At 40.2% G+C, this 18,496-nt stretch carries 20 protein-coding genes and 1 riboswitch; of the genes, 18 read left to right on the forward strand and 2 right to left on the reverse strand.

Annotation, left to right across the window (positions count from 1 at the left end; translation table 11 throughout):
- Positions 1-48: 48 nt before the first annotated feature.
- The 7 genes from CXF88_RS10725 to CXF88_RS10755 all read left to right on the forward strand — a co-directional run bounded on the left by CXF88_RS10725 (position 49) and on the right by CXF88_RS10755 (position 7,048).
- On the forward strand, positions 49-1,839 hold the full coding sequence (locus CXF88_RS10725; RefSeq protein ID WP_242445134.1) for a bifunctional protein-serine/threonine kinase/phosphatase: 1,791 nt from the start codon (positions 49-51) through the stop codon (positions 1,837-1,839).
- A gap of 493 nt (positions 1,840-2,332) precedes the next feature.
- Complete coding sequence (locus tag CXF88_RS10730) at positions 2,333-2,866, forward strand: curlin (protein WP_101086824.1); 534 nt, start codon at positions 2,333-2,335, stop codon at positions 2,864-2,866.
- Between the two features lie 30 nt (positions 2,867-2,896).
- Positions 2,897-4,435: a curlin gene (locus CXF88_RS10735; RefSeq protein WP_101086825.1), complete on the forward strand. Its 1,539-nt coding sequence runs from the start codon at positions 2,897-2,899 to the stop codon at positions 4,433-4,435.
- Between the two features lie 137 nt (positions 4,436-4,572).
- Positions 4,573-5,205 (forward strand): response regulator transcription factor, encoded by a 633-nt coding sequence (locus CXF88_RS10740; protein WP_101087213.1) that lies wholly within the window; start codon positions 4,573-4,575, stop codon positions 5,203-5,205.
- Positions 5,202-5,780: a curli production assembly/transport protein CsgE gene (locus tag CXF88_RS22060; protein ID WP_242445135.1), complete on the forward strand. Its 579-nt coding sequence runs from the start codon at positions 5,202-5,204 to the stop codon at positions 5,778-5,780. Before CXF88_RS10740 ends, CXF88_RS22060 begins: the two co-directional genes overlap by 4 nt.
- A gap of 12 nt (positions 5,781-5,792) precedes the next feature.
- Positions 5,793-6,194 (forward strand): curli assembly protein CsgF, encoded by a 402-nt coding sequence (locus CXF88_RS10750; protein ID WP_101086826.1) that lies wholly within the window; start codon positions 5,793-5,795, stop codon positions 6,192-6,194.
- A gap of 2 nt (positions 6,195-6,196) precedes the next feature.
- The gene (locus CXF88_RS10755; RefSeq protein WP_101086827.1) at positions 6,197-7,048 is read left to right on the forward strand and encodes a CsgG/HfaB family protein; all 852 of its coding nucleotides are present in this window, start codon (positions 6,197-6,199) and stop codon (positions 7,046-7,048) included.
- 142 nt (positions 7,049-7,190) lie between these two features.
- On the opposite strand, the gene CXF88_RS10760 is transcribed toward CXF88_RS10755, so the two are convergent.
- Positions 7,191-8,948: a PDZ domain-containing protein gene (locus CXF88_RS10760; protein ID WP_101086828.1), complete on the reverse strand. Its 1,758-nt coding sequence runs from the start codon at positions 8,946-8,948 to the stop codon at positions 7,191-7,193.
- 203 nt (positions 8,949-9,151) lie between these two features.
- Here CXF88_RS10760 and hinT point away from each other — a divergent pair, with 203 nt between their 5' ends.
- The 11 genes from hinT to CXF88_RS10815 all read left to right on the forward strand — a co-directional run bounded on the left by hinT (position 9,152) and on the right by CXF88_RS10815 (position 18,022).
- Complete coding sequence (gene hinT / locus CXF88_RS10765; protein ID WP_101087215.1) at positions 9,152-9,505, forward strand: purine nucleoside phosphoramidase; 354 nt, start codon at positions 9,152-9,154, stop codon at positions 9,503-9,505.
- Entirely contained in the window at positions 9,505-10,014 is a 510-nt protein-coding gene (locus CXF88_RS10770; protein WP_101086829.1) for a PaaI family thioesterase, read from the forward strand. Before hinT ends, CXF88_RS10770 begins: the two co-directional genes overlap by 1 nt.
- Positions 10,011-10,478, forward strand: coding sequence for a PaaI family thioesterase (locus tag CXF88_RS10775; RefSeq protein ID WP_101086830.1), 468 nt, complete (start codon positions 10,011-10,013; stop codon positions 10,476-10,478). Before CXF88_RS10770 ends, CXF88_RS10775 begins: the two co-directional genes overlap by 4 nt.
- A gap of 37 nt (positions 10,479-10,515) precedes the next feature.
- Positions 10,516-10,908, forward strand: a complete 393-nt coding sequence (locus CXF88_RS10780; protein ID WP_101086831.1) for a YcfL family protein — start codon at positions 10,516-10,518, stop codon at positions 10,906-10,908.
- Between the two features lie 125 nt (positions 10,909-11,033).
- A riboswitch (TPP riboswitch) is annotated at positions 11,034-11,141 on the forward strand.
- A gap of 55 nt (positions 11,142-11,196) precedes the next feature.
- On the forward strand, positions 11,197-13,398 hold the full coding sequence (locus CXF88_RS10785) for a TonB-dependent receptor (protein ID WP_101086832.1): 2,202 nt from the start codon (positions 11,197-11,199) through the stop codon (positions 13,396-13,398).
- A gap of 53 nt (positions 13,399-13,451) precedes the next feature.
- Complete coding sequence (locus CXF88_RS10790; protein WP_101086833.1) at positions 13,452-13,712, forward strand: hypothetical protein; 261 nt, start codon at positions 13,452-13,454, stop codon at positions 13,710-13,712.
- 5 nt (positions 13,713-13,717) lie between these two features.
- Entirely contained in the window at positions 13,718-14,428 is a 711-nt protein-coding gene (gene pnuC / locus CXF88_RS10795; RefSeq protein ID WP_101086834.1) for a nicotinamide riboside transporter PnuC, read from the forward strand.
- A 36-nt stretch (positions 14,429-14,464) separates the two neighbouring features.
- Positions 14,465-15,463 (forward strand): phosphotransferase, encoded by a 999-nt coding sequence (locus CXF88_RS10800; protein WP_101086835.1) that lies wholly within the window; start codon positions 14,465-14,467, stop codon positions 15,461-15,463.
- A gap of 320 nt (positions 15,464-15,783) precedes the next feature.
- Positions 15,784-16,629, forward strand: coding sequence for a DUF6279 family lipoprotein (locus tag CXF88_RS10805; RefSeq protein ID WP_101086836.1), 846 nt, complete (start codon positions 15,784-15,786; stop codon positions 16,627-16,629).
- A gap of 92 nt (positions 16,630-16,721) precedes the next feature.
- Positions 16,722-17,315, forward strand: a complete 594-nt coding sequence (locus CXF88_RS10810) for a DoxX family protein (protein WP_101086837.1) — start codon at positions 16,722-16,724, stop codon at positions 17,313-17,315.
- 158 nt (positions 17,316-17,473) lie between these two features.
- Complete coding sequence (locus CXF88_RS10815; RefSeq protein WP_101086838.1) at positions 17,474-18,022, forward strand: NAD(P)H nitroreductase; 549 nt, start codon at positions 17,474-17,476, stop codon at positions 18,020-18,022.
- A gap of 205 nt (positions 18,023-18,227) precedes the next feature.
- On the opposite strand, the gene CXF88_RS10820 is transcribed toward CXF88_RS10815, so the two are convergent.
- Positions 18,228-18,428, reverse strand: coding sequence for a hypothetical protein (locus CXF88_RS10820; protein ID WP_101086839.1), 201 nt, complete (start codon positions 18,426-18,428; stop codon positions 18,228-18,230).
- Between the last annotated feature and the right edge of the window lie 68 nt (positions 18,429-18,496).

Consider the following 18,496-nt stretch of genomic DNA (forward strand, 5'->3'; position numbering starts at 1 on the left):
TGAGTTTTTATATTGATAAAACAGCTTAATCTTAGAGTGAGAGGTTTTATGGCTTCAGAGTCATTAGAACAAACGATGGATAGTGTAGATGCCATGCTTCCTTTTGCTGCAACTTTGCAGCTTGTTGTAGGCCAAGCTTCTGAAAAAGGACGTAAACTGCAAAATGAAGATGCCATAGGTATTCGTATTCCTTCAGGGATACCACTTACGTCGAAAGGTGTTGTTAGTGTTATCAGTGATGGTGTCAGTACCGCTGAAGGTGGGGCTCATGCGTCTGCCATTAGTGTCAGTAATTTTCTTGCGGATTATTATTCCACCCCAGAAACTTGGAGTGTGCAAACATCGAGTACCAAAGTATTAACAGCATTAAACCGTTGGCTGTATGGGTTGGGGCAAGACTATCGCGATGCCAGACGTGGCTTTGTATGTACCTTTAGTGCATTGGTATTTAAGTCTTGTTCAGTGCACATGTTGCATGTGGGCGATTCACGTATTTATCGTTTTCGCCGAGGCGAATTACTGCAATTAACTCATGATCACAGTACTAATATTAACTCATCAAACCAATATCTTACTCGTGCTTTGGGGATGGATGTTAAATTAGATGTGGACTATAAAACCTTGTCAGTTGAAGTTGACGACCTCTATTTACTGACAACGGATGGAGTTCATGACGTACTCACTGAATTTGAAATACACCGAAAATTGACAGCTCTTTGTCAGCAACATCCAACGCTTAGCGATGATTTGTGTGAACAATTCTGCTTAGCGTTGAATAAAAAGGCGTTCGATTTAGGCAGTAAAGATAATCTCAGTGCGCAGTTATTAAGTGTCAGACAATTACCTAAACAAGCTATCGATGATGTGTACCAAAGCTTGTCGCGTCAACCATTCCCCCCCCCACTTAGCGTTGGAATGAAACTTGATGGATATCAGGTAACTCATATACTTCATCAATCACAACGCAGCCAAGTGTATAGAGTCGTCAATGGGCAAAACCAAGTCTTTTGCATGAAAACACCTTCCGTCAATTACATAGATGATGCCGCTTACATAGAGCGCTTTATGTTAGAAAGCTGGGTAGGGCAGCGTATTAGCAGTGCTCATGTCGTTAAGGTTGTAGAGCAACATAACATAAAGTCCGCTTTGTATTATGTCACCGAGTTTTTATCGGGGATAAGCTTAGGTGAATGGTTAACTCAACATAAAAAGGCCCCAGTAGAAGAGGTGTTACTGTTGCTAAAACAAATCGAATTAGGGATAAGAGCATTTCACCGTCGCGAAACGCTGCATCAAGATTTAAAACCGGATAATATTTTTATCACCCGAGAAGGGGTAGTTAAAATCATCGATTTTGGTTCTTGTTATATCAAAGGAGTGGCAGAAATTAGTAGTCCGTTAACTCGAGATCGTATTTTGGGTACGGCTGATTACACCGCCCCTGAAGTTATACTGGGTTATAAGGCCGATGGTCGTGCCGATTTATTTTCGCTTGCAGTGATTGCTTTTGAGATGTTGGCTGGGCAATTGCCTTTTAAAGGCAAACTCGAGAAATGCCGAACGCGGCAGGATTATCAACGTTTAGAATATATTAGTGTACATAAATTAAACCCAATGGTGCCAGAGTGGATTGACGTAGCATTAAAAAAAGCACTCAATGTAGAACCTAATTTACGCCAAGCGGATACCTGTGAGCTTATTCATCAATTAACCACTGCCAAAGCGAATCATACAGTAAATGATTATGTGCCCATTATAACTCGCAACCCAGTACGTTTTTGGCAAGTGATTTCAATCGTGTTGTTTATATGTTTAGTGGCTTCTTTGCTGAATAATTGATTATGAGGGGCTTTCTCAAATATATATTACTTAAAATATACAGACTATAAATATTTTCTGTTTATTATCAATAATTTATTTTTTTTAATTAGTAACTAATTAGTAATATCTACTTTTGAATTTTTTTCATCATCTTACTCTTTCAAAATACATACTTTAAGGGAAACTCTAATTTTTTTATTATTTGTATATATTTAATTTCTTGTTCTTTGGGAGAATCGGCTCTTCCTATAATTCTCATATTAATGTCTCACTAATTTATAGCTAGGTTAGAATTGCATATTTAAAAATATAAATATAAATCATCATCTTATATGTTTGTGTAGTAATAAAGTAGGGGGCTGAAATTAATATAACCTATAGGTCTATGTTGGTTTAATACTCGAGGATGATTCAAATACCATTTGACAGCGCCATAATATTGACACTATCAATAGAAACGTTATTAAGCCGATTGAATGTTATGACGTGAAATAACCAAGGGGCAGGGAGCATGATCTTTAACAAGCGTACTCATAAACTTCGCTTTAATGTAAGAACTGGAATTCTTGCTTTTTTATTATGTCTAATATCTTTTTCTAGCTTAGGACAACAAGATCTAAGCGACATAGATGAGCTCAATATTGGCATTAATAATAGAGCTAATGTGAGTCAAAATGGTGATGAGTTATCAATCAACGTAAATCAAAATGGATTCAATAATCGCTTCAATTCCATTCAATTAGGCAATAACAATCAAATATCTTCCACTCAACAAGGCATTCTCAATGGTGCTGCTGTACTCCAGTCTGGAAGTGATATTGAAGCCAATATTTACCAATCAGGGTTTAATAACCAAGTGATTGCAAGTCAGGTTGGTTTCAATTTATTGATGGACGTTAGCCAAATTGGAATTAGTAACTTAGCTATCATTAATCAGACTGGTAATGATAATACCATTCGGATCCAACAATACGGTTTTGGAAATGCTGTCGGTGTCACTCAATGGGGGACAACACAGAATGTGAACGTAACTCAAAGGAATTAATCTATTCAATAAAATGAAGGGAATACAAAGATGAAATATTCTAAATTAGCTTTATTAATATCTGCTGTTTTATTAACTTCAGTAAGTGCGTATGCAAGTAACAACGAAGCCGATGTTAGTCAAGAAGGAGATCTAAATACTGCAGTGGTTGTTCAACAAAATAATAGTGTTGCTAATGACGCAACTATTGTCCAAATTGGAGATAGTAATCTCTCAACGATTTCACAAGCTGAAACGTCAAATTCAAAAGCTATATCCTATCAAGAGGGGGATGGAAATACCTCTTTGATTGATCAACATAATGCAACAAGCACAGCTAATGCATCTGTTGAATCTATTGGTAATGATAACCAAGCAAATGTCGTACAGGAATTTTTTAACGGTGAGAATGCTCAAGCAACTGTTAACCAAAATGGCAATGGAAACATAGCAACCGTCACTCAAAATGACGGTGACGGTGCACAGTCTTCGATTAATCAAACCGGAAGTGAAGATACCGCCGAAATTTATAATCATTGGTCAGATTTTGCTGATGCAACCATTAATCAATCTGGAAACTCTAACAATAATGCTTATATTCAGCAGGAATCATCAGATGCTGCTAGTGCCACATTAACTCAAACTGGTTCAAATAATATTGGTGATATATTACAAAACACTCAAAATTATGGTGGAGCAACCAGTGACGATACCGTTGCAATATTAGAGCAGGAAGGTAATGACAACATTGGTTTAGTTGAACAAGTTGGTTTGTCTAACATGGCAAATGTATATCAAAATGGTGAATCTCATGATGCACATGTGACTCAAAGTGGCGGTAATCATGAAGCTCAAGTTAACCAATACGGTTTGAATCAAACCGCAACGGTAATGCAAATGGACTTTGATCATGTTGCAATCGTCAATCAGTCAAATGAAGGCAACACTGCAACAGTGACTCAAAGTGCGTTAACTCTTGGGAATGGTAACGGTAATTCAGGTTCTGGTAACAATGCTACTGTTGACCAAGAAGGTATGGGTGATACCGCTACGATTGCGCAAGCGGGTTTCTCAAACGAAGCAATAGTGTTCCAAGGGGAGTTCAGTTATGACAACACGATTGCGATTAACCAATCAGGTCATCATAACTATGCGGGTGCATCAACTGACTCTGGTGGATTCAGTACCGTTACAGTGAATCAAACTGGCCATCATAATGAAGTTAATAGCCGACCAAATGGTAGTAATTTTTATGGTGAAGGGATCGGTGCTGGTTCATGGGGTACGGATAACGTTGTTACCGTTGATCAGAATGGCCATCATAACAAAGCCTATGCCGATGCGGCTGATGTTTCAACAATCATTGATATAGATCAGACTGGTCATCATAACGAGGCCTATGCTGAATCTTGGTGGGGTGATACTAACGAAATTGTTATTAGTCAAACAGATGCTATGAACTTCGCAGATGTATACGTTGAAGGGCTAGGTAACAATACTGTTCATGTTACTCAAGCGGATATGCATAATTCAGCGATCGCTACCAGCACGGGTTATGGTAACACAGTGACGATAACTCAAGGTTTGTAGTACATAAGTATAATAAAGGGTGTGTAAGCACCCTTTTGACTAATTGTTAAATGATAAAAGCCTTGCTAATCTTGTTTCACATTGATGCAAATTCTGTTTAAAGAGCATCTAGTTCATCTTCACATGGAGTGTAAATGATGTTTAAAGTCGTAAATTGGATGATTGTTTCTCGGTCACAGTTATTGATCGATTTACTTGATTGCCGCTGGCCACAAGAGTTTTTAATCAAATTGACTAAAGCTCAGCCCAATGGAATGGCAAAAATGTTAGCAAGTGAGCCTATTTCAGTTGTTGTATTTGACTTGTCGACTATTGATTTACAACAAACTTACCAATTACAACGCCTCATTGAACGCGAATATTGCGCGATTCACACAGTGTTTTTAAATTTTCCTAAGCAGCTTGATACTAAATTTTTAATTCATCCTTCAACAACAATAGGTGTATTTTATTCTGATGCTAATTTAGCGGAAATAAGCCAAGGTTTGAATGAAATACTCAAAGGTCGAAGTGTTATGCCGCAAGGCTTGCAACGTTCAATATTAAACGATGAGCATGACGATGACAGTGAACAACTGACCATTCGTGAACGTGAGGTATTACAAACGTTATTGTCTGGTAGTACTAATCTCGATATCGCTAATCAACTATTTGTCAGTGAATCTACCATTAAAACGCATCTCTATCGTGCGTTTCGAAAAATTGGTGTGTCTAGTCGTGGTCAAGCCATTGCTTGGGCACAAACTCACATGCATGAGGTGAGAGTGTGAAATATCCATCAGTGATACTCATTTGCTTGATTGCGAGTCAAGCCGTTTTATTAAGTGATGCTATCGCTGATGATCGTAAAGATGTTGACGTTAATGTTCCAGAATTTACAAAAGCTAACATTGCCCCCACCACAGATGAAGTTATTCCAGAATCCACCGCCTCAAAAGCTCAAGAGAATTTATTGCAGTCAATTGAACCTGTAGCGAGTGTCAGTGATGCAAAGCCTAAGCGTGAAGCTGATTTAATTGACGGATTAATCTTAAATAGAGCCATGACAAGATTTGGCCACCGTTTTTATCGAGAATTTGTTAGCGCTTATCGTGATATCAATGGCATGAGCAACCACTCGGGGCTCACTGTTGTAGAACAAGCCACTGCAAGAAGTGGTAGTAAAATTTTAGTGTTGCATAATCGCAAGCCGGTTTTTGTGACGTTTTTATCCCCAGCATCGCGAAATATTGATGCACAAGCGAACATGGCAGCAAAGCGGGTCAATGCTTCCCTGTTGCAATATCAACAACAGGTAAGATGGGCGGCATTTTCAGACCCCGATCTTGCTCCTGATGAGTTTTAGCAGGGAATGCATATGAAAAAATTATTACTAATCTTATCAATAACATCATTTAGTTTTCCCTTAGTCGCGACGCAACTGGTATATACCCCAGTTAACCCTGCGTTTGGGGGCAGTTACCTTAATGGTAGTTATTTATTGGCAAATGCGTCAGCGCAAAATGAACATCAAGGTGGTTCCTCTTATGTAGCCCCTACAGCGCTGGACAGGCTTGCTAGTTCATTACAGTCACGCTTAATGAGTCAACTGTTTAATGATGCGGCAAATGGTGGTGAAGGTTATTTAAAAACCGATGACTTTGAGATAAATGTGGTCAATGAAGATGGATCGTTACTGGTTCACATTACTGACTTATTAACCGGCGAGACGACCATCATCGAAGTTGGTGGTATTGTCGGCGCATCAACAGGGGGCTAATCATGAAAAGACTACTGCTTAGCTTATTTATTCTATCTTTGAGTGGGTGTTCATCGATAAAAAGTGAATTCGACGGTATTGAAGCAACCACGAGTTTAATGCCAAAGGGCGAGACATATTATGATTTAGTCAGTTTGCCATCACCCCAAGGAAGTATGGTGGCAGCAGTGTATGATTTTCGTGATCAAACGGGTCAATACAAGCCGATACCTTCGAGTAACTTTTCAACTGCAGTACCTCAGTCTGGAACGGCTTTCTTAGCTCAGGCGCTCAATGATTCTGCTTGGTTTGTGCCTGTTGAGCGTGAAGGGTTACAAAATTTACTGACAGAACGAAAAATTGTTCGTGCAGGACTCAATGGTGATGCCAGTAAGTTGCCACAATTAAACAGTGCCCAAATTTTAATGGAAGGTGGCATAGTGGCTTACGACACCAATATTAAAACCGGTGGCGCAGGCGCTCGTTATTTGGGGATCGGCGTATCGGGTCAATACCGTGTCGATAGCATCACGGTTAATTTACGTGCGGTCGACATCCGTACAGGTCGATTATTAAGCAGTGTGACAACCACTAAGGCCGTTATTTCAAAAGAAATTACTGCTGGCGTATTTAAATTTATTGATGCGCAAGAATTATTAGAGTCTGAGGCGGGTTATACCTCAAACGAACCAGTGAGTTTATGTATTGCAGCTGCTATTGAAAGTGCGGTCGTACATATGATTGCCGACGGTATTTGGAAACGAGCTTGGAATTTACTTGATCCTGTATCAGGAGTAAAAAATCCAACATTACAAAAATACTGGTTAGAAGCACATACTGAAAATCAAGTATTAGAACGGATTAAGCAGAGCTAGTCATATTGGTACATTTGTATAGTAATAGAGAAGATTTATAAAAAAGGATATCAAATTGATATCCTTTTTTAATTCAAATTTTCGATTAATATTGATGGTACTCAGTAAATCAATTTTCAAACTTGATAATCGCTTCTTAGTCTTAACCAAGCCACAATTGTGTTTTAGTCGCATCAATGATGCTAAGCGAAATCGTGTCTAAAGCCGCTTCACTGATCGTTAATGTTCCTTGCATCAATTCATCACGTCTAAACCAATGCAAAGTGATTTGTTCGCCAAGGGGTCGACTTTGCAGTTGCTGTTCAAATTGACTGGTTACTTGCAAGTGGTCTGCTGCAATCAATAAATCACCCGCACTTAATCCCGCTTGATGTGCTGGACTGTGTTGGCTAACCGTTAGAATTTTTAACCCTAATGATTCCGCTTTTGTTTTTGCGCCAAAACCAATGTTATAACCTGTAGCTCCAGCACCACCCAAATCAGTTACACCTTCACAGGTCCGTAAACTCATATTCACGCCCACTTGAGCCAGTAATTCTTTTAGTGGCAAATCGTCTGTGTTGTCGAGATAAGTAAAGATATCGTCACAAGGGCGATTTAATAGCGCTTCAACAATCTGTTGATGGCTTGACGATTCAGTACCTACACCTGTTAAACCATATTGTTGCCAAAGTGTACGCATAACATCATCAAGGCTGTATTTACCTTGGGTTTCAATACGGATAGTTAAGTCTACATACAAGGCAAATAGTGCGCCTTTAGTGTAATAGCTGACAATTGCATTAGCGGCATTTTCATCTTGCTTATAAAACTTAGTCCAAGCATTAAAACTTGATTGCTTTAAGGTTTGTTTAAAGCGACCTTCGCCTCGGTATACTCGAGTCATAATTTGACTGAGTAAAGTAAGGTAACCTTTCTCATCAATACACTGAGATTTAAAGGTAATTAAATCATCGTAATATGACGTGATACCTTCGTACGCCCACAATTGAGAAGTATAAGACTCTTGTGATAAATCAAATGGCGTAAACTCAGCAGGTTTAATCCGTTTAACGTTCCATGAGTGGAAATATTCATGGCTGCACAGTGATAAATAAGTGCGATAACCTTTATCTACTGGCGCATCGAGTGACAAAGGTAAGTCGTTGCGAGAGCACATTAACGCTGTTGATGCTTTATGTTCTAAACCGCCAAAACCATTGTCCAAAACGGTGGTCATGAATACATAACGCTTAAAGGGTGCTGGAGTGCCAAATAAATTAATTTGATATTCGCAAATCGCTTGTAAATCTTTGGCTAATCGAGCCATATTTGCCCTGTGTTTGCCACTGAGTACGATATCGTGTGGCACACCAGCAGCGAAAAAGGTTTCGATGGCCAGTTCACCCATTTCAACGGGATGGTCAATTAAGTCATCGTAGTTTTCAGCGCTAAAATCACCAAAGCTAAATTGTTCACCTGATGCTCTAGTCATGCTGGTGGCTAGCGTCCAATGAGCTAATTCTGCAAGTGCAGGTTTGGCAATGGTGACGGTATGTGGTTGAGACTCAAGACCATTAGCCGCTAGAAACACGCTACTGCCATTAAAAAACCCATGATTAGTATCAAGGTGTGCAGTGCGAACAGACAAATCCCATGCATAAATTTGATAACACAGAGTGATATCACTGCCTTGGTTATTCAATTGCCATGTTTGTTTATCTAATTGAGTGACTGCAAGCGATTGTAGATTCTCTTTGGCATCAATTTCAATGATATTTTTGGCAAAATCTCGGATCATGTAGCTGCCAGGTAACCATGCTGGTAATGAAAAAATCTGAGATGGATTGGCGTTTTTTAGCGTAAAAGTCACTTCAAATAAATGAGCTTTTGGGTCGACCGCATGAATATGATAATGCATAAAGAATTCCGAATGAGTGGCAAGTCGCAATCAAAACGATTGAGCTATAATAACCAATGCTGCCAAAATTGACTCACTTAAGCAAACGAATCCCATTTTAGGCAAAATATTACCCATAAAAAGCGTTTTTACTGGAGTGATAGTTCAAAGAGTTGATAGTATTATCAATAGCATCAATGCAGTTATCTAATGAGGGCATCCAAATGGCCGAAGAAACCATATTTAGCAAAATTATCCGCCGTGAAATTCCAGCGGATATTTTATACCAAGATGAATTAGTCACCGCATTTCGGGATATTGCTCCGCAAGTTCCTACGCATATTCTGATTATTCCCAATCATTTAATCGCGACAGCAAATGATGTTAAAGCGTCTGATGAATTAGCATTAGGGCGGATGATAACAGTAGCGGCCAAACTTGCCGATGAAGCCGGTATAGCTGAAGATGGTTATCGCTTAATCATGAATTGCAATAAGCATGGTGGTCAAGAGGTGTACCATATTCATATGCATCTTTTAGGGGGTAAACCATTAGGCCCAATGCTGAGTCGTGGATAATGAAAATTAACAGTGATTTTTTTCCATTAACTGAAGTCGCCACCCGTTTTGTCAACCAGTTAGCTCAGTGCCGTCGTTTAGGGCTTTCAGTGCAAGAAGCCAGTGAGCATCATGTGTTAATTGAGTTACCTTACAGTCAAGATATTATTGGTTACCCCGACACCGGAGTCATTCATGGTGGGGTGATCACAACCTTGATAGATACCGCTTGTGGCACAGCCGTGGTATGCGCCATTTTGAAGAAGTACCAATCGTTAGAGTTGTCTCCAACATTGGATTTACGTGTCGATTACATGAAACCTGCAGAGCCTCATAAATCAGTTTATGCCTTTGCTGAATGCTATCGTTTATCGTCAAGCGTTGCTTTTACCCGTGCGATAGCATATCAAGACAGTATTGATGAACCTATCGCTCACGCGGTGGGTTCTTTTATGCGAATTAGTCCAGAAATGGTCGGCGAAGAGTTTCGTCAAGTGTTAATGGGGAATTTACCGGGGGCGAAATCATGAGTGAGCCAACCCAAATAGAGACACAAAAGGGTTTAGATGTTCAAGATGTGGTTAAACGTGCCATTGAACTGAATGATTATAGTTACCTACTTGAGAAAGTACCTTACTCACAATTTATTGGCATGTCAGTGGCCCGTTTTGGTGATGAAATGGTATTTAGACTGCCGGCTAAAGATGACAACATTGGTAATCCGATTTTACCTGCAATACATGGCGGAGTGATTGCTGGGTTTATGGAAATGTCGGCAATTGTGCAATTAATGGTATTTATGCAAGCCAAGAAAGTACCTAAAATTGTTGATTTCTCAATTGACTATTTACGCGCAGGTTTACATCAAGATACCTTTGCAGAATGTAAAATTACTCGCCAAGGCCGCCGTGTGGCTAACGTCAGTATGAACTGTTGGCAAACCAACCGTAAACAATTGATAGCCACTGCCAGAGCACATTTTTTGATAGATTAAGTCAACGCTTTACATTAACAGCAAATAAGGAGATAGCATGAAAATAACGTCAATATTTGTGTTCGCATTAGCATTGTTGCTTAGCGCCTGTGCGCATAACACGGCAGGTATTTCGGTAGACTCAAGCGGGCAGGTTAGAGTCGATAGCAGCTCTTTTGCCAGTGATGTCAATGTTGTGGATATTTCATCTGTCATGGTTGCTGACTTAATCAAAGCATCGGCGCTAATTCAAAGCAAATCGAGCACTGACCTACGTCTACAATATAAATTCACTTGGTACGATGCTAGCGGATTTACAGTTGAGGATGAAGCAAGCAGTTGGAAGTCGGTTAAATTACATGGTAAACAGCAGTTGCAAGTGGGTGCGGTAGCGCCCAATACACAAGCTATTCGATTTGAGATTTATGTGCGCGAAGCTTTCTCAAATTAAGCCACGCTACAGAGAACTTGAAGAGACATGATTACTGATATTTAATATAAAGTTAATCAATTATATTTTTGCGTTATCAAATTGTATCGCTGCTCGTGTATTCATGGTGAAGTTAGTTTATAATCGTGATCGCCAAGGGGTGTTCAGTAAAACCTGAACTGAGATGTCTGTATGACGAACCCTTAGAACCTGATCCGGCTTATACCGGCGTAGGAATGGGCCACACTATTTATGTGCACCTCTTATTCGCTACTCTTGCCGGATCTCAAAATCACTATTTGAGGTCCTATGTTTACGAAAAACTCTACTAGGTTACACCAAACACCTATTGCCTTAGCGGTAATGGTGGCATTAAGCTCGCCTGTGGTTATGGCTAAAACGGCCGATGTTGAAAATGTCACTCCCGAATATGAAAAAATGGAAGTGATTGTTGTTAATGCTGATTTTAGTAATATCAGCCTTGATAAAATGCCGTCAAGCGTGACGGTTATTGATGCCCAGCAATTAGAAGACGAAGGGGCGCAACATTTTGAAGATGTGCTCAATTCTATTGCCAACTTTAACTGGTCTGGTGGCAGTTCTCGTCCTAAATACTTCCAAATTCGTGGTGTCGGCGAACAAGAACAATATCAAGGTGCACCTAACTCATCGGTTGGCTTTGTGGTCGACGACATCGACCTATCAGGCCTTGGCATGGTGTCGAGTATGTACGACATGCAGCAAGTTGAAGTCTTGCGCGGTCCACAAGGTACTCAATATGGTGCTAATGCACTAGCTGGATTAATTTACTTAAAAAGTAATGACCCTACCGAATCATTTGAACATGGCGCAAAAGTCAGTTTAGGTGATGACAATCTTCGTACTCTTTCTGGTTTTAGCTCTGGTCCACTCAATGACTCAGGTAAATTGCTCTACCGTGTATCACTAGAACAGCACAATCAAAATGGTTACCGTGACAACCTTTATCTTAACCGTGATGATACCAATGAACGTGATGAGTTAACGGCTAGGGCTAAGTTCCGTTGGTACGCTACTGACGATCTTCAAGTTGATTTAACCTTATTGCATGCCAATTTTGATAATGGTTACGATGTGTGGACATTAGATAATAATCGCAGTAATACCTTAACTGACCAACCCGGTGTTGATACACAAAAAACGACTGGAGCAGGGGTTAAGTTCATATACACGGGTATGCAAGCATTTGACTTCACATCATTAACATCATTTGCGCAAACTGATCATCATAATGGATATGATGGTGATTGGGCCAATTCGGATTATTGGGCGAGTAAAGCATGTACTGTGTATGACGACGCAGGAGCGGCCTCAGGTACTGAGCCGTGTGTTTATGATTACACCTGGGACAAAAAGGGCGATCGTAAAACCTTTACCCAAGAGTTCCGTTTATCATCCAAAGATGCAGGACGCATCTTCGCCGGTAGTACCGACTGGTTATTGGGTGTATACGCGATGAATTTGAAAGAAGATAACGACTTATACTCGGAATACAACACCTGGCCAGATGAAGTGTTGCAGTCAAATTATGAGGCGACAAACTATGCCATATTTGGTCAATTAGACAGCCATTTAGGTGATGATTACTTATTGTCGACTGGGTTGCGTTTCGAGCGCCGCGATAGTGATTATAGTGACAGCAATAAAGATGACTTTGCCCCATCAGAAGATATGTGGGGCGGCCATATTGCGTTGTCAAAAGCCATTAATCCTAATCACAATGCTTATGCTCGTGTCGCCCGCGGTTATAAGGCGGGTGGTTTTAATATGACACTGCCTGCTGAATTGTCTGACAAGAAACAGTTCGACACTGAGATTTTATATAACTATGAAGTTGGCTTAAAATCGAGCTGGTTTGATGGAGAAGTGGATTCTACCTTGGCGCTATTTTATATGGACCGCCAAGACCAACAAGTTGCCGCCTCTTTACAAGACCCAGATAGCCCGCAGCGTTTTATTCTATTTACCGAAAATGCTGGCAGTTCAAGTAACTATGGCGCGGAACTCGATGCAAAATGGTATTTAACAGAAAATATTGAGTTCTACGGTAGTTTCGGTTGGTTGGAAACTGAATATGGCCAATATCAATACAGTGACAAATACGGTTCTACCGTCGATTTATCTGGGCGCGACTTAGCGCATTCACCTAAATTTACTTACAGTGCTGGTATGACTTATGTTGCTGATTCTGGTTGGTTTGCAAACGTGAATGCCAGTGGTAAAAGCCAGTTTTATTATTCTGACAGCAATGAATCTCAGTCAGAAGCCTATACCATTTATAACGCCCGTTTAGGCTATGAAACGCCAACATGGTCGGCATATTTATGGGGCCGCAATTTGTTTGATGAACAATATGGTGTGCGAGGCTTTTACTTTGGCAACGAACCAGATCAAGATTGGGTCGATAAACAATATATTCGTTACGGTGATCCGCGCCAAATTGGTGTGACATTAGAAGTTCAATTTATGTAATGACACAAAATCGCTGTAGCCTTTGTTGCAGCGGTTTTTATTAAGGAATAGAAATGAAGTTAACTGCAGAAATCAGTATGTATCCGTTCAATGAAAACTATCTCGATCCTATCCAATGGTTTATCGGCAGAGTGGATAGTTATGACAATATTCAACGAGTGACTAACGCGATGGCAACCCAAGTCTGTGGCGAGTATGCTGATGTAATGTCGATGCTAGCCGTTGAAATGCAAGCCGCACATCAAAAGTGGGGCAAAGCTGTTTTTGTGTGTAAATTTATCGGTGGTGAGCTCAACCTAGCTCATAGCGAATAACCACAATGAATGATCTATTTATAACGCTACAACAAGCCTTTAGTGAAGCGTCATTAATGACGTTTTGGGAGGCTGTTGCCGTTATGCTAGCGCTTGCTTACTTAATTCTTGCTATGCGGACTAATATCTGGTGTTGGTCGGCAGCATTTATTAGTACCGCCATTTACACTGTACTATTTTGGAATGTATCGTTATTGATGGAGTCAGTCCTTAATATTTATTATATGGGGATGGCGGTATATGGTTATTGGCTGTGGTTGCACGTGCCACCTTCTCAGCAAAGCAATTTGCACAATTCTGAGCTGCATAATGGTACTCAGCACAACATAGAAACCAATCACCTTAATATTACCAGTTGGTCTTGGAGTACTCACGCTCGGCTTATCGGCGCGACATCATTAGTGTCTATGCTGGTGGGATATTTAATGGCTCATTACACGTCGGCCGCATTTCCCTATATCGATGCGGCAACCACTTGTTTTGCTATCGTTACAACCTATCTAGTAGCGAAAAAAGTGCTGGAAAATTGGCTCTATTGGGTCGTCATTGATTTTGTGTCTATTTACCTTTACTTCCAAAAAGGCTTAATGCTGACATCGGGTTTGTTTGTTTTATACGTCGCAATGGCAGTTGGCGGATACATGATGTGGCGTAAGAAATATCGTCATCATATAATAACGCAACACAATACGAGTCAAGAGGTGGTTGGTGCATAACCAACCATAATATCATTTTATTAGAGTAAATATTTGATGTCCCAGCCGTTGTTATCTCTACCTATCGATGTGCTTAATATAATCAACAAAGCCATGCCAACCACATTATTTCAGCAGCTTGCTACGCAATGTACTGCGGTGTCTTTTCTTAACACAGGGATCAGTAATGTTAATATTAAGTTATCTTGTGAAGATGGCGATAAGGTCTTACGAGTAAATCAGCCTCACAGTAATTGGTGCGATAGAGCGCTTGAAGTTGAATGTTGGCAAGCTGCAATTGTGGCTAACATTGCACCTGCATTGATTTGGGTCAGTGATGATAAGCAAGTGTATCTGAGTGAGTTTATTGATCAACCAGAGACAGACTGGTCCATATTTGCCTCAATGCGCAGTCACTTATCGCTTGGGCAATCGACAAATCAATCCATTTCGGCTGTGGATGCCGTTCCTTTACTTAGTGCATTATTTTGTAAACTCAGTGTGTTGCCGGTGCCGGAGAAAAGCATTACCGTTAGTGAGCAATGGCAACAATATGCATACCAATTAGATTCATTAACGGGGTCGCAAAAAGATCCACAATGGCATGATGCGAGGCAGCAATTGTTACGCTTAAATGGGCTTGTTCGACATTGGTTATCGCAGTTAGAAGCCTGTGTGTTGCTGCCGACTTTTTGTCATAGAGATTTAACTCCACACAATTTACTGCTTAGCGGCAGTGCCCCTCAGCAACTGCTTTGTATAGACTATGAATATGCTGTGGCGAGCCATCCGTTGTTCGATTTAGCCAGCGTCGTGGCTAGTCATCAACTATCAACGATGCAAGCTAACCAATTAATCGATAACGTGATTATGCAATATTGTCAGGTTGCTAGCCTCACCGATGTGTCTGCGGCCAAAGCGGCATTACCCGCCGCAATAAATTGTTTTTGGTTATTCTCGGCAATGTGGGCGTTATTAATGGCAGCCAAAGAACCGCAAAAATCTACACAATACTTACAATACTTTACAAAGTATTTTACATTAATCACTTGCTAATATGCTCTGATAAAGTACAAGCTTCTGATAAAGTATAAGTGAAGTAATACCAGTTCTAATAAATATCTGGTCATTCAGCGCCTACTAGACAAGTAATAAGATTATAGACATAGTTTTTCTACGTCAAAATCATATTAAGCAGCATAGAAGGTTCTGAAACCCGTCCTGCGGGAGTCATTCAGACTTTCTATTTTTGTTGCATTGTTTCATAAGGGAACAACCATTCTTTCAACAATGCGTCTCAAACTGAAAAATCTGAGTGACTCTGATTGATCACATCATTACTGGATTTGATATAAATTTTGATAAAGGAATTATCTGTGTCTAAAAAATTGATTATCCTACTGTTAAGTAGCTTATTTTTTGTCGGCTGCTCAACCAAAGTAAGCTATTTCTTTCTGGATTGGGCGATAGAGTGGGAAGTTGAAGAGTACGTAGAGTTAACCTCAGAACAGCAAGATAAATTTGATATTATTATTGAATCGTTTTTAGTCTGGCATCGCCAACAAGAATTACCGCGTTATCGTGATCAACTGTCTTTATTATCGACATTGACTAATCAACAAACAATGACCCCAGAGCTATGGCTTAACCAAGTGTCAATGGCGAAGGCACATTGGTCCCGAATTTTCGATTTTGTTATGCCTGATCTGTTACCTATTATGGCGAGCTTATCTGATGGACAAGTTGATCAGATACTGGCGCAGCTAAAAAAAGAACAACAAGAATTAATCGAAGAATACGCCGGCAAAGATCAAGCTGAATTGATAAAAGACTCCGATAAAAGAATCGCCAAGCAATTATCTGAATGGACTGGCGATGCTACAGATGAACAAAAAAACATTATTCATCAAGCTAATACGCAGCGTTTAGCCACGTTAGACATGTGGCTTGAGTATCGCCATGAATGGCTAAGTCAATTTGAACAAGCACTGAAACGCCGTCAGCAAACTGATTATTTTACCCAACAAATGAAATTATTAATGATCTCGCCAGATGAACTGAAATCAGAGGTTTATCGCGATAATGTTACCGGAAATACCCGTAAGTTTGGCTCAATGTTGATTACGCTTAATCAAACATTTAGTCAAAAACAACGTAAGCACTTTGATAAAAAATTAGCTGAATTAGTAGAAGATTTAACTGAATTACACTTAGACAGATAATATCTATTTTTATCCGTTAGTCTCCAAAGCTGAAATAATTTTAATCTTTAGCGGGTCTATTACTACAACAACGATTTCAGCTAGGATTATTTATGCAGACACTAAGTGGATTTTATCAACAGTTTTTAAATGTGATTAAACATACAGAAGGCTTAGCCGCCTTACTGCTAAGGCTTTATCTTGCGCCAGTGCTAATGCAGGCAGGATACAACAAATTGTCACATTTTGAAGACACCGCAGCATGGTTCGGCAATCCCGACTGGGGACTCGGTTTACCTATGCCAGAAGTCATGACTGCGTTAGCTGCAGGCACTGAATTGTTCGGTGGTTTTTTACTGTTGATCGGTTTAGCCACTCGAATCGTGGCATTGCCAATGATGGTCACAATGCTAGTTGCTGTTTTTGCGGTGCATTTACCCAATGGTTGGTTGGCTATTGCCGACCCAAGTTCGTGGTTGGCGAATGAGCAAGTGTTGGCTGCAGCGGAAAAGCTAGCAGAGGCAAAATCTATTTTACAAGAGCATGGTAATTATGAATGGCTAACCAGTTCGGGTAATTTTGTTATTTTAAATAACGGTATTGAATTCGCGATGACGTATCTAATTATGTTATTGGCATTATTTGTGATTGGTGGCGGCCGTTACACCAGCGTTGATTACTTTATAGGACGCCGGTTGTTAAAGTAACCTTGTTTACATCACCTGATCTCAGTATAAAAAAGGGCTGTTTGAGAGGCGTTTGTTATTTCGAGTTTAGGTTACATAGAACAACCCTAAAAAATCCCACCTAATACGTGGGATTTTTGCTAATATCGGCAGCATAATTTACTCAAAAGGATTGTATCTTGGACGCCAAACAACTGTTATTGACTCGCCAATCGACGCCTCGCCTAGTTGCCCCAGCACCAAATGCCGAACAACTCACTTTTTTGCTTGATGCAGCAGCAAGAGTACCAGACCACGGTGCATTAACGCCTTGGGAATTTATTATTGCGGTAGATGATGGCTTAGCTAAGTTGGCAGATATTTTTGTTGATGCGGCTAAAAAAAGTGGTGCAGATGATACTTTTCTGACTAAAGTCGCTAACATGCCTTATCGTGCGCCTATGGTGATTACGGTCGTCGCCAAAACACAAACGCATGATAAAGTACCCGTTTTAGAACAGCATATAGCAGCGGGTTGCGCCACGATGGCAATGCAGCAGGCGGCATTTGCGATTGGGCTAGGTGCGGTATGGCGTACAGGCGATTTTGCTTTTGATGCTAATGTGAATAACGCATTAGGATTAGCCGCAGACGATCAAATTGTTGGCTTTTTATATGTTGGCACCCCAGCAGTGCTCGCTCCCACTAAACCGCTTAAAAGTGGCCAGCAATTTGCGCGATATTTGTAAGCATTGCAAGGTTGGGGTTATGACCAATGGGCCACGACGTTGGTGGCCGCAGGCCATAAGTACAAAGCAAAACAAACACCAAGATCTCGGCTTAAAAGCATTACCAGGACGACGAGAAGGGGGTTAACAAGCTCTTGTTCAATAATATATTAAGAAACAATCAGTCTTTATTCACTGAACTTCAAAGCAAAGCTCTAAAACAAATCTATTCGTAGAACTCGAGTGGGATCATATTTTGATAGACATAATAACCTAATGGTCCCATTAACAAACTCAGCATAGACCACACTACACGTTGACCATGTTTGATATGTGCTTTCGAGGTATAGGCTCGATAGCAAAAGTGAATATGTAAAATCAGTAATGCAATGAGCATTAATACTAACGTAATATCCATATTATTCATGTCATGTTCCTTTGCGTTCCAGCAATGACTTATCTAAGTGTAAGCTTAAAATTAAAATCTGCAGTAAA

This window comes from Shewanella sp. ALD9, from assembly GCF_002836315.1.
Classification (GTDB): domain Bacteria; phylum Pseudomonadota; class Gammaproteobacteria; order Enterobacterales; family Shewanellaceae; genus Shewanella.

Coding starts and splice junctions, on each gene's coding strand:
- CXF88_RS10725 (WP_242445134.1), top strand. CDS start 49: ATGGCTTCAGAGTCATTAGAACAAACGATGGATAGTGTAGATGCCATG.
- CXF88_RS10730 (WP_101086824.1), top strand. CDS start 2,333: ATGATCTTTAACAAGCGTACTCATAAACTTCGCTTTAATGTAAGAACT.
- CXF88_RS10735 (WP_101086825.1), top strand. CDS start 2,897: ATGAAATATTCTAAATTAGCTTTATTAATATCTGCTGTTTTATTAACT.
- CXF88_RS10740 (WP_101087213.1), top strand. CDS start 4,573: ATGTTTAAAGTCGTAAATTGGATGATTGTTTCTCGGTCACAGTTATTG.
- CXF88_RS10750 (WP_101086826.1), top strand. CDS start 5,793: ATGAAAAAATTATTACTAATCTTATCAATAACATCATTTAGTTTTCCC.
- CXF88_RS10755 (WP_101086827.1), top strand. CDS start 6,197: ATGAAAAGACTACTGCTTAGCTTATTTATTCTATCTTTGAGTGGGTGT.
- CXF88_RS10760 (WP_101086828.1), bottom strand. CDS start 8,948: ATGCATTATCATATTCATGCGGTCGACCCAAAAGCTCATTTATTTGAA.
- hinT (WP_101087215.1), top strand. CDS start 9,152: ATGGCCGAAGAAACCATATTTAGCAAAATTATCCGCCGTGAAATTCCA.
- CXF88_RS10770 (WP_101086829.1), top strand. CDS start 9,505: ATGAAAATTAACAGTGATTTTTTTCCATTAACTGAAGTCGCCACCCGT.
- CXF88_RS10775 (WP_101086830.1), top strand. CDS start 10,011: ATGAGTGAGCCAACCCAAATAGAGACACAAAAGGGTTTAGATGTTCAA.
- CXF88_RS10780 (WP_101086831.1), top strand. CDS start 10,516: ATGAAAATAACGTCAATATTTGTGTTCGCATTAGCATTGTTGCTTAGC.
- CXF88_RS10785 (WP_101086832.1), top strand. CDS start 11,197: ATGTTTACGAAAAACTCTACTAGGTTACACCAAACACCTATTGCCTTA.
- CXF88_RS10790 (WP_101086833.1), top strand. CDS start 13,452: ATGAAGTTAACTGCAGAAATCAGTATGTATCCGTTCAATGAAAACTAT.
- pnuC (WP_101086834.1), top strand. CDS start 13,718: ATGAATGATCTATTTATAACGCTACAACAAGCCTTTAGTGAAGCGTCA.
- CXF88_RS10800 (WP_101086835.1), top strand. CDS start 14,465: ATGTCCCAGCCGTTGTTATCTCTACCTATCGATGTGCTTAATATAATC.
- CXF88_RS10810 (WP_101086837.1), top strand. CDS start 16,722: ATGCAGACACTAAGTGGATTTTATCAACAGTTTTTAAATGTGATTAAA.
- CXF88_RS10820 (WP_101086839.1), bottom strand. CDS start 18,428: ATGAATAATATGGATATTACGTTAGTATTAATGCTCATTGCATTACTG.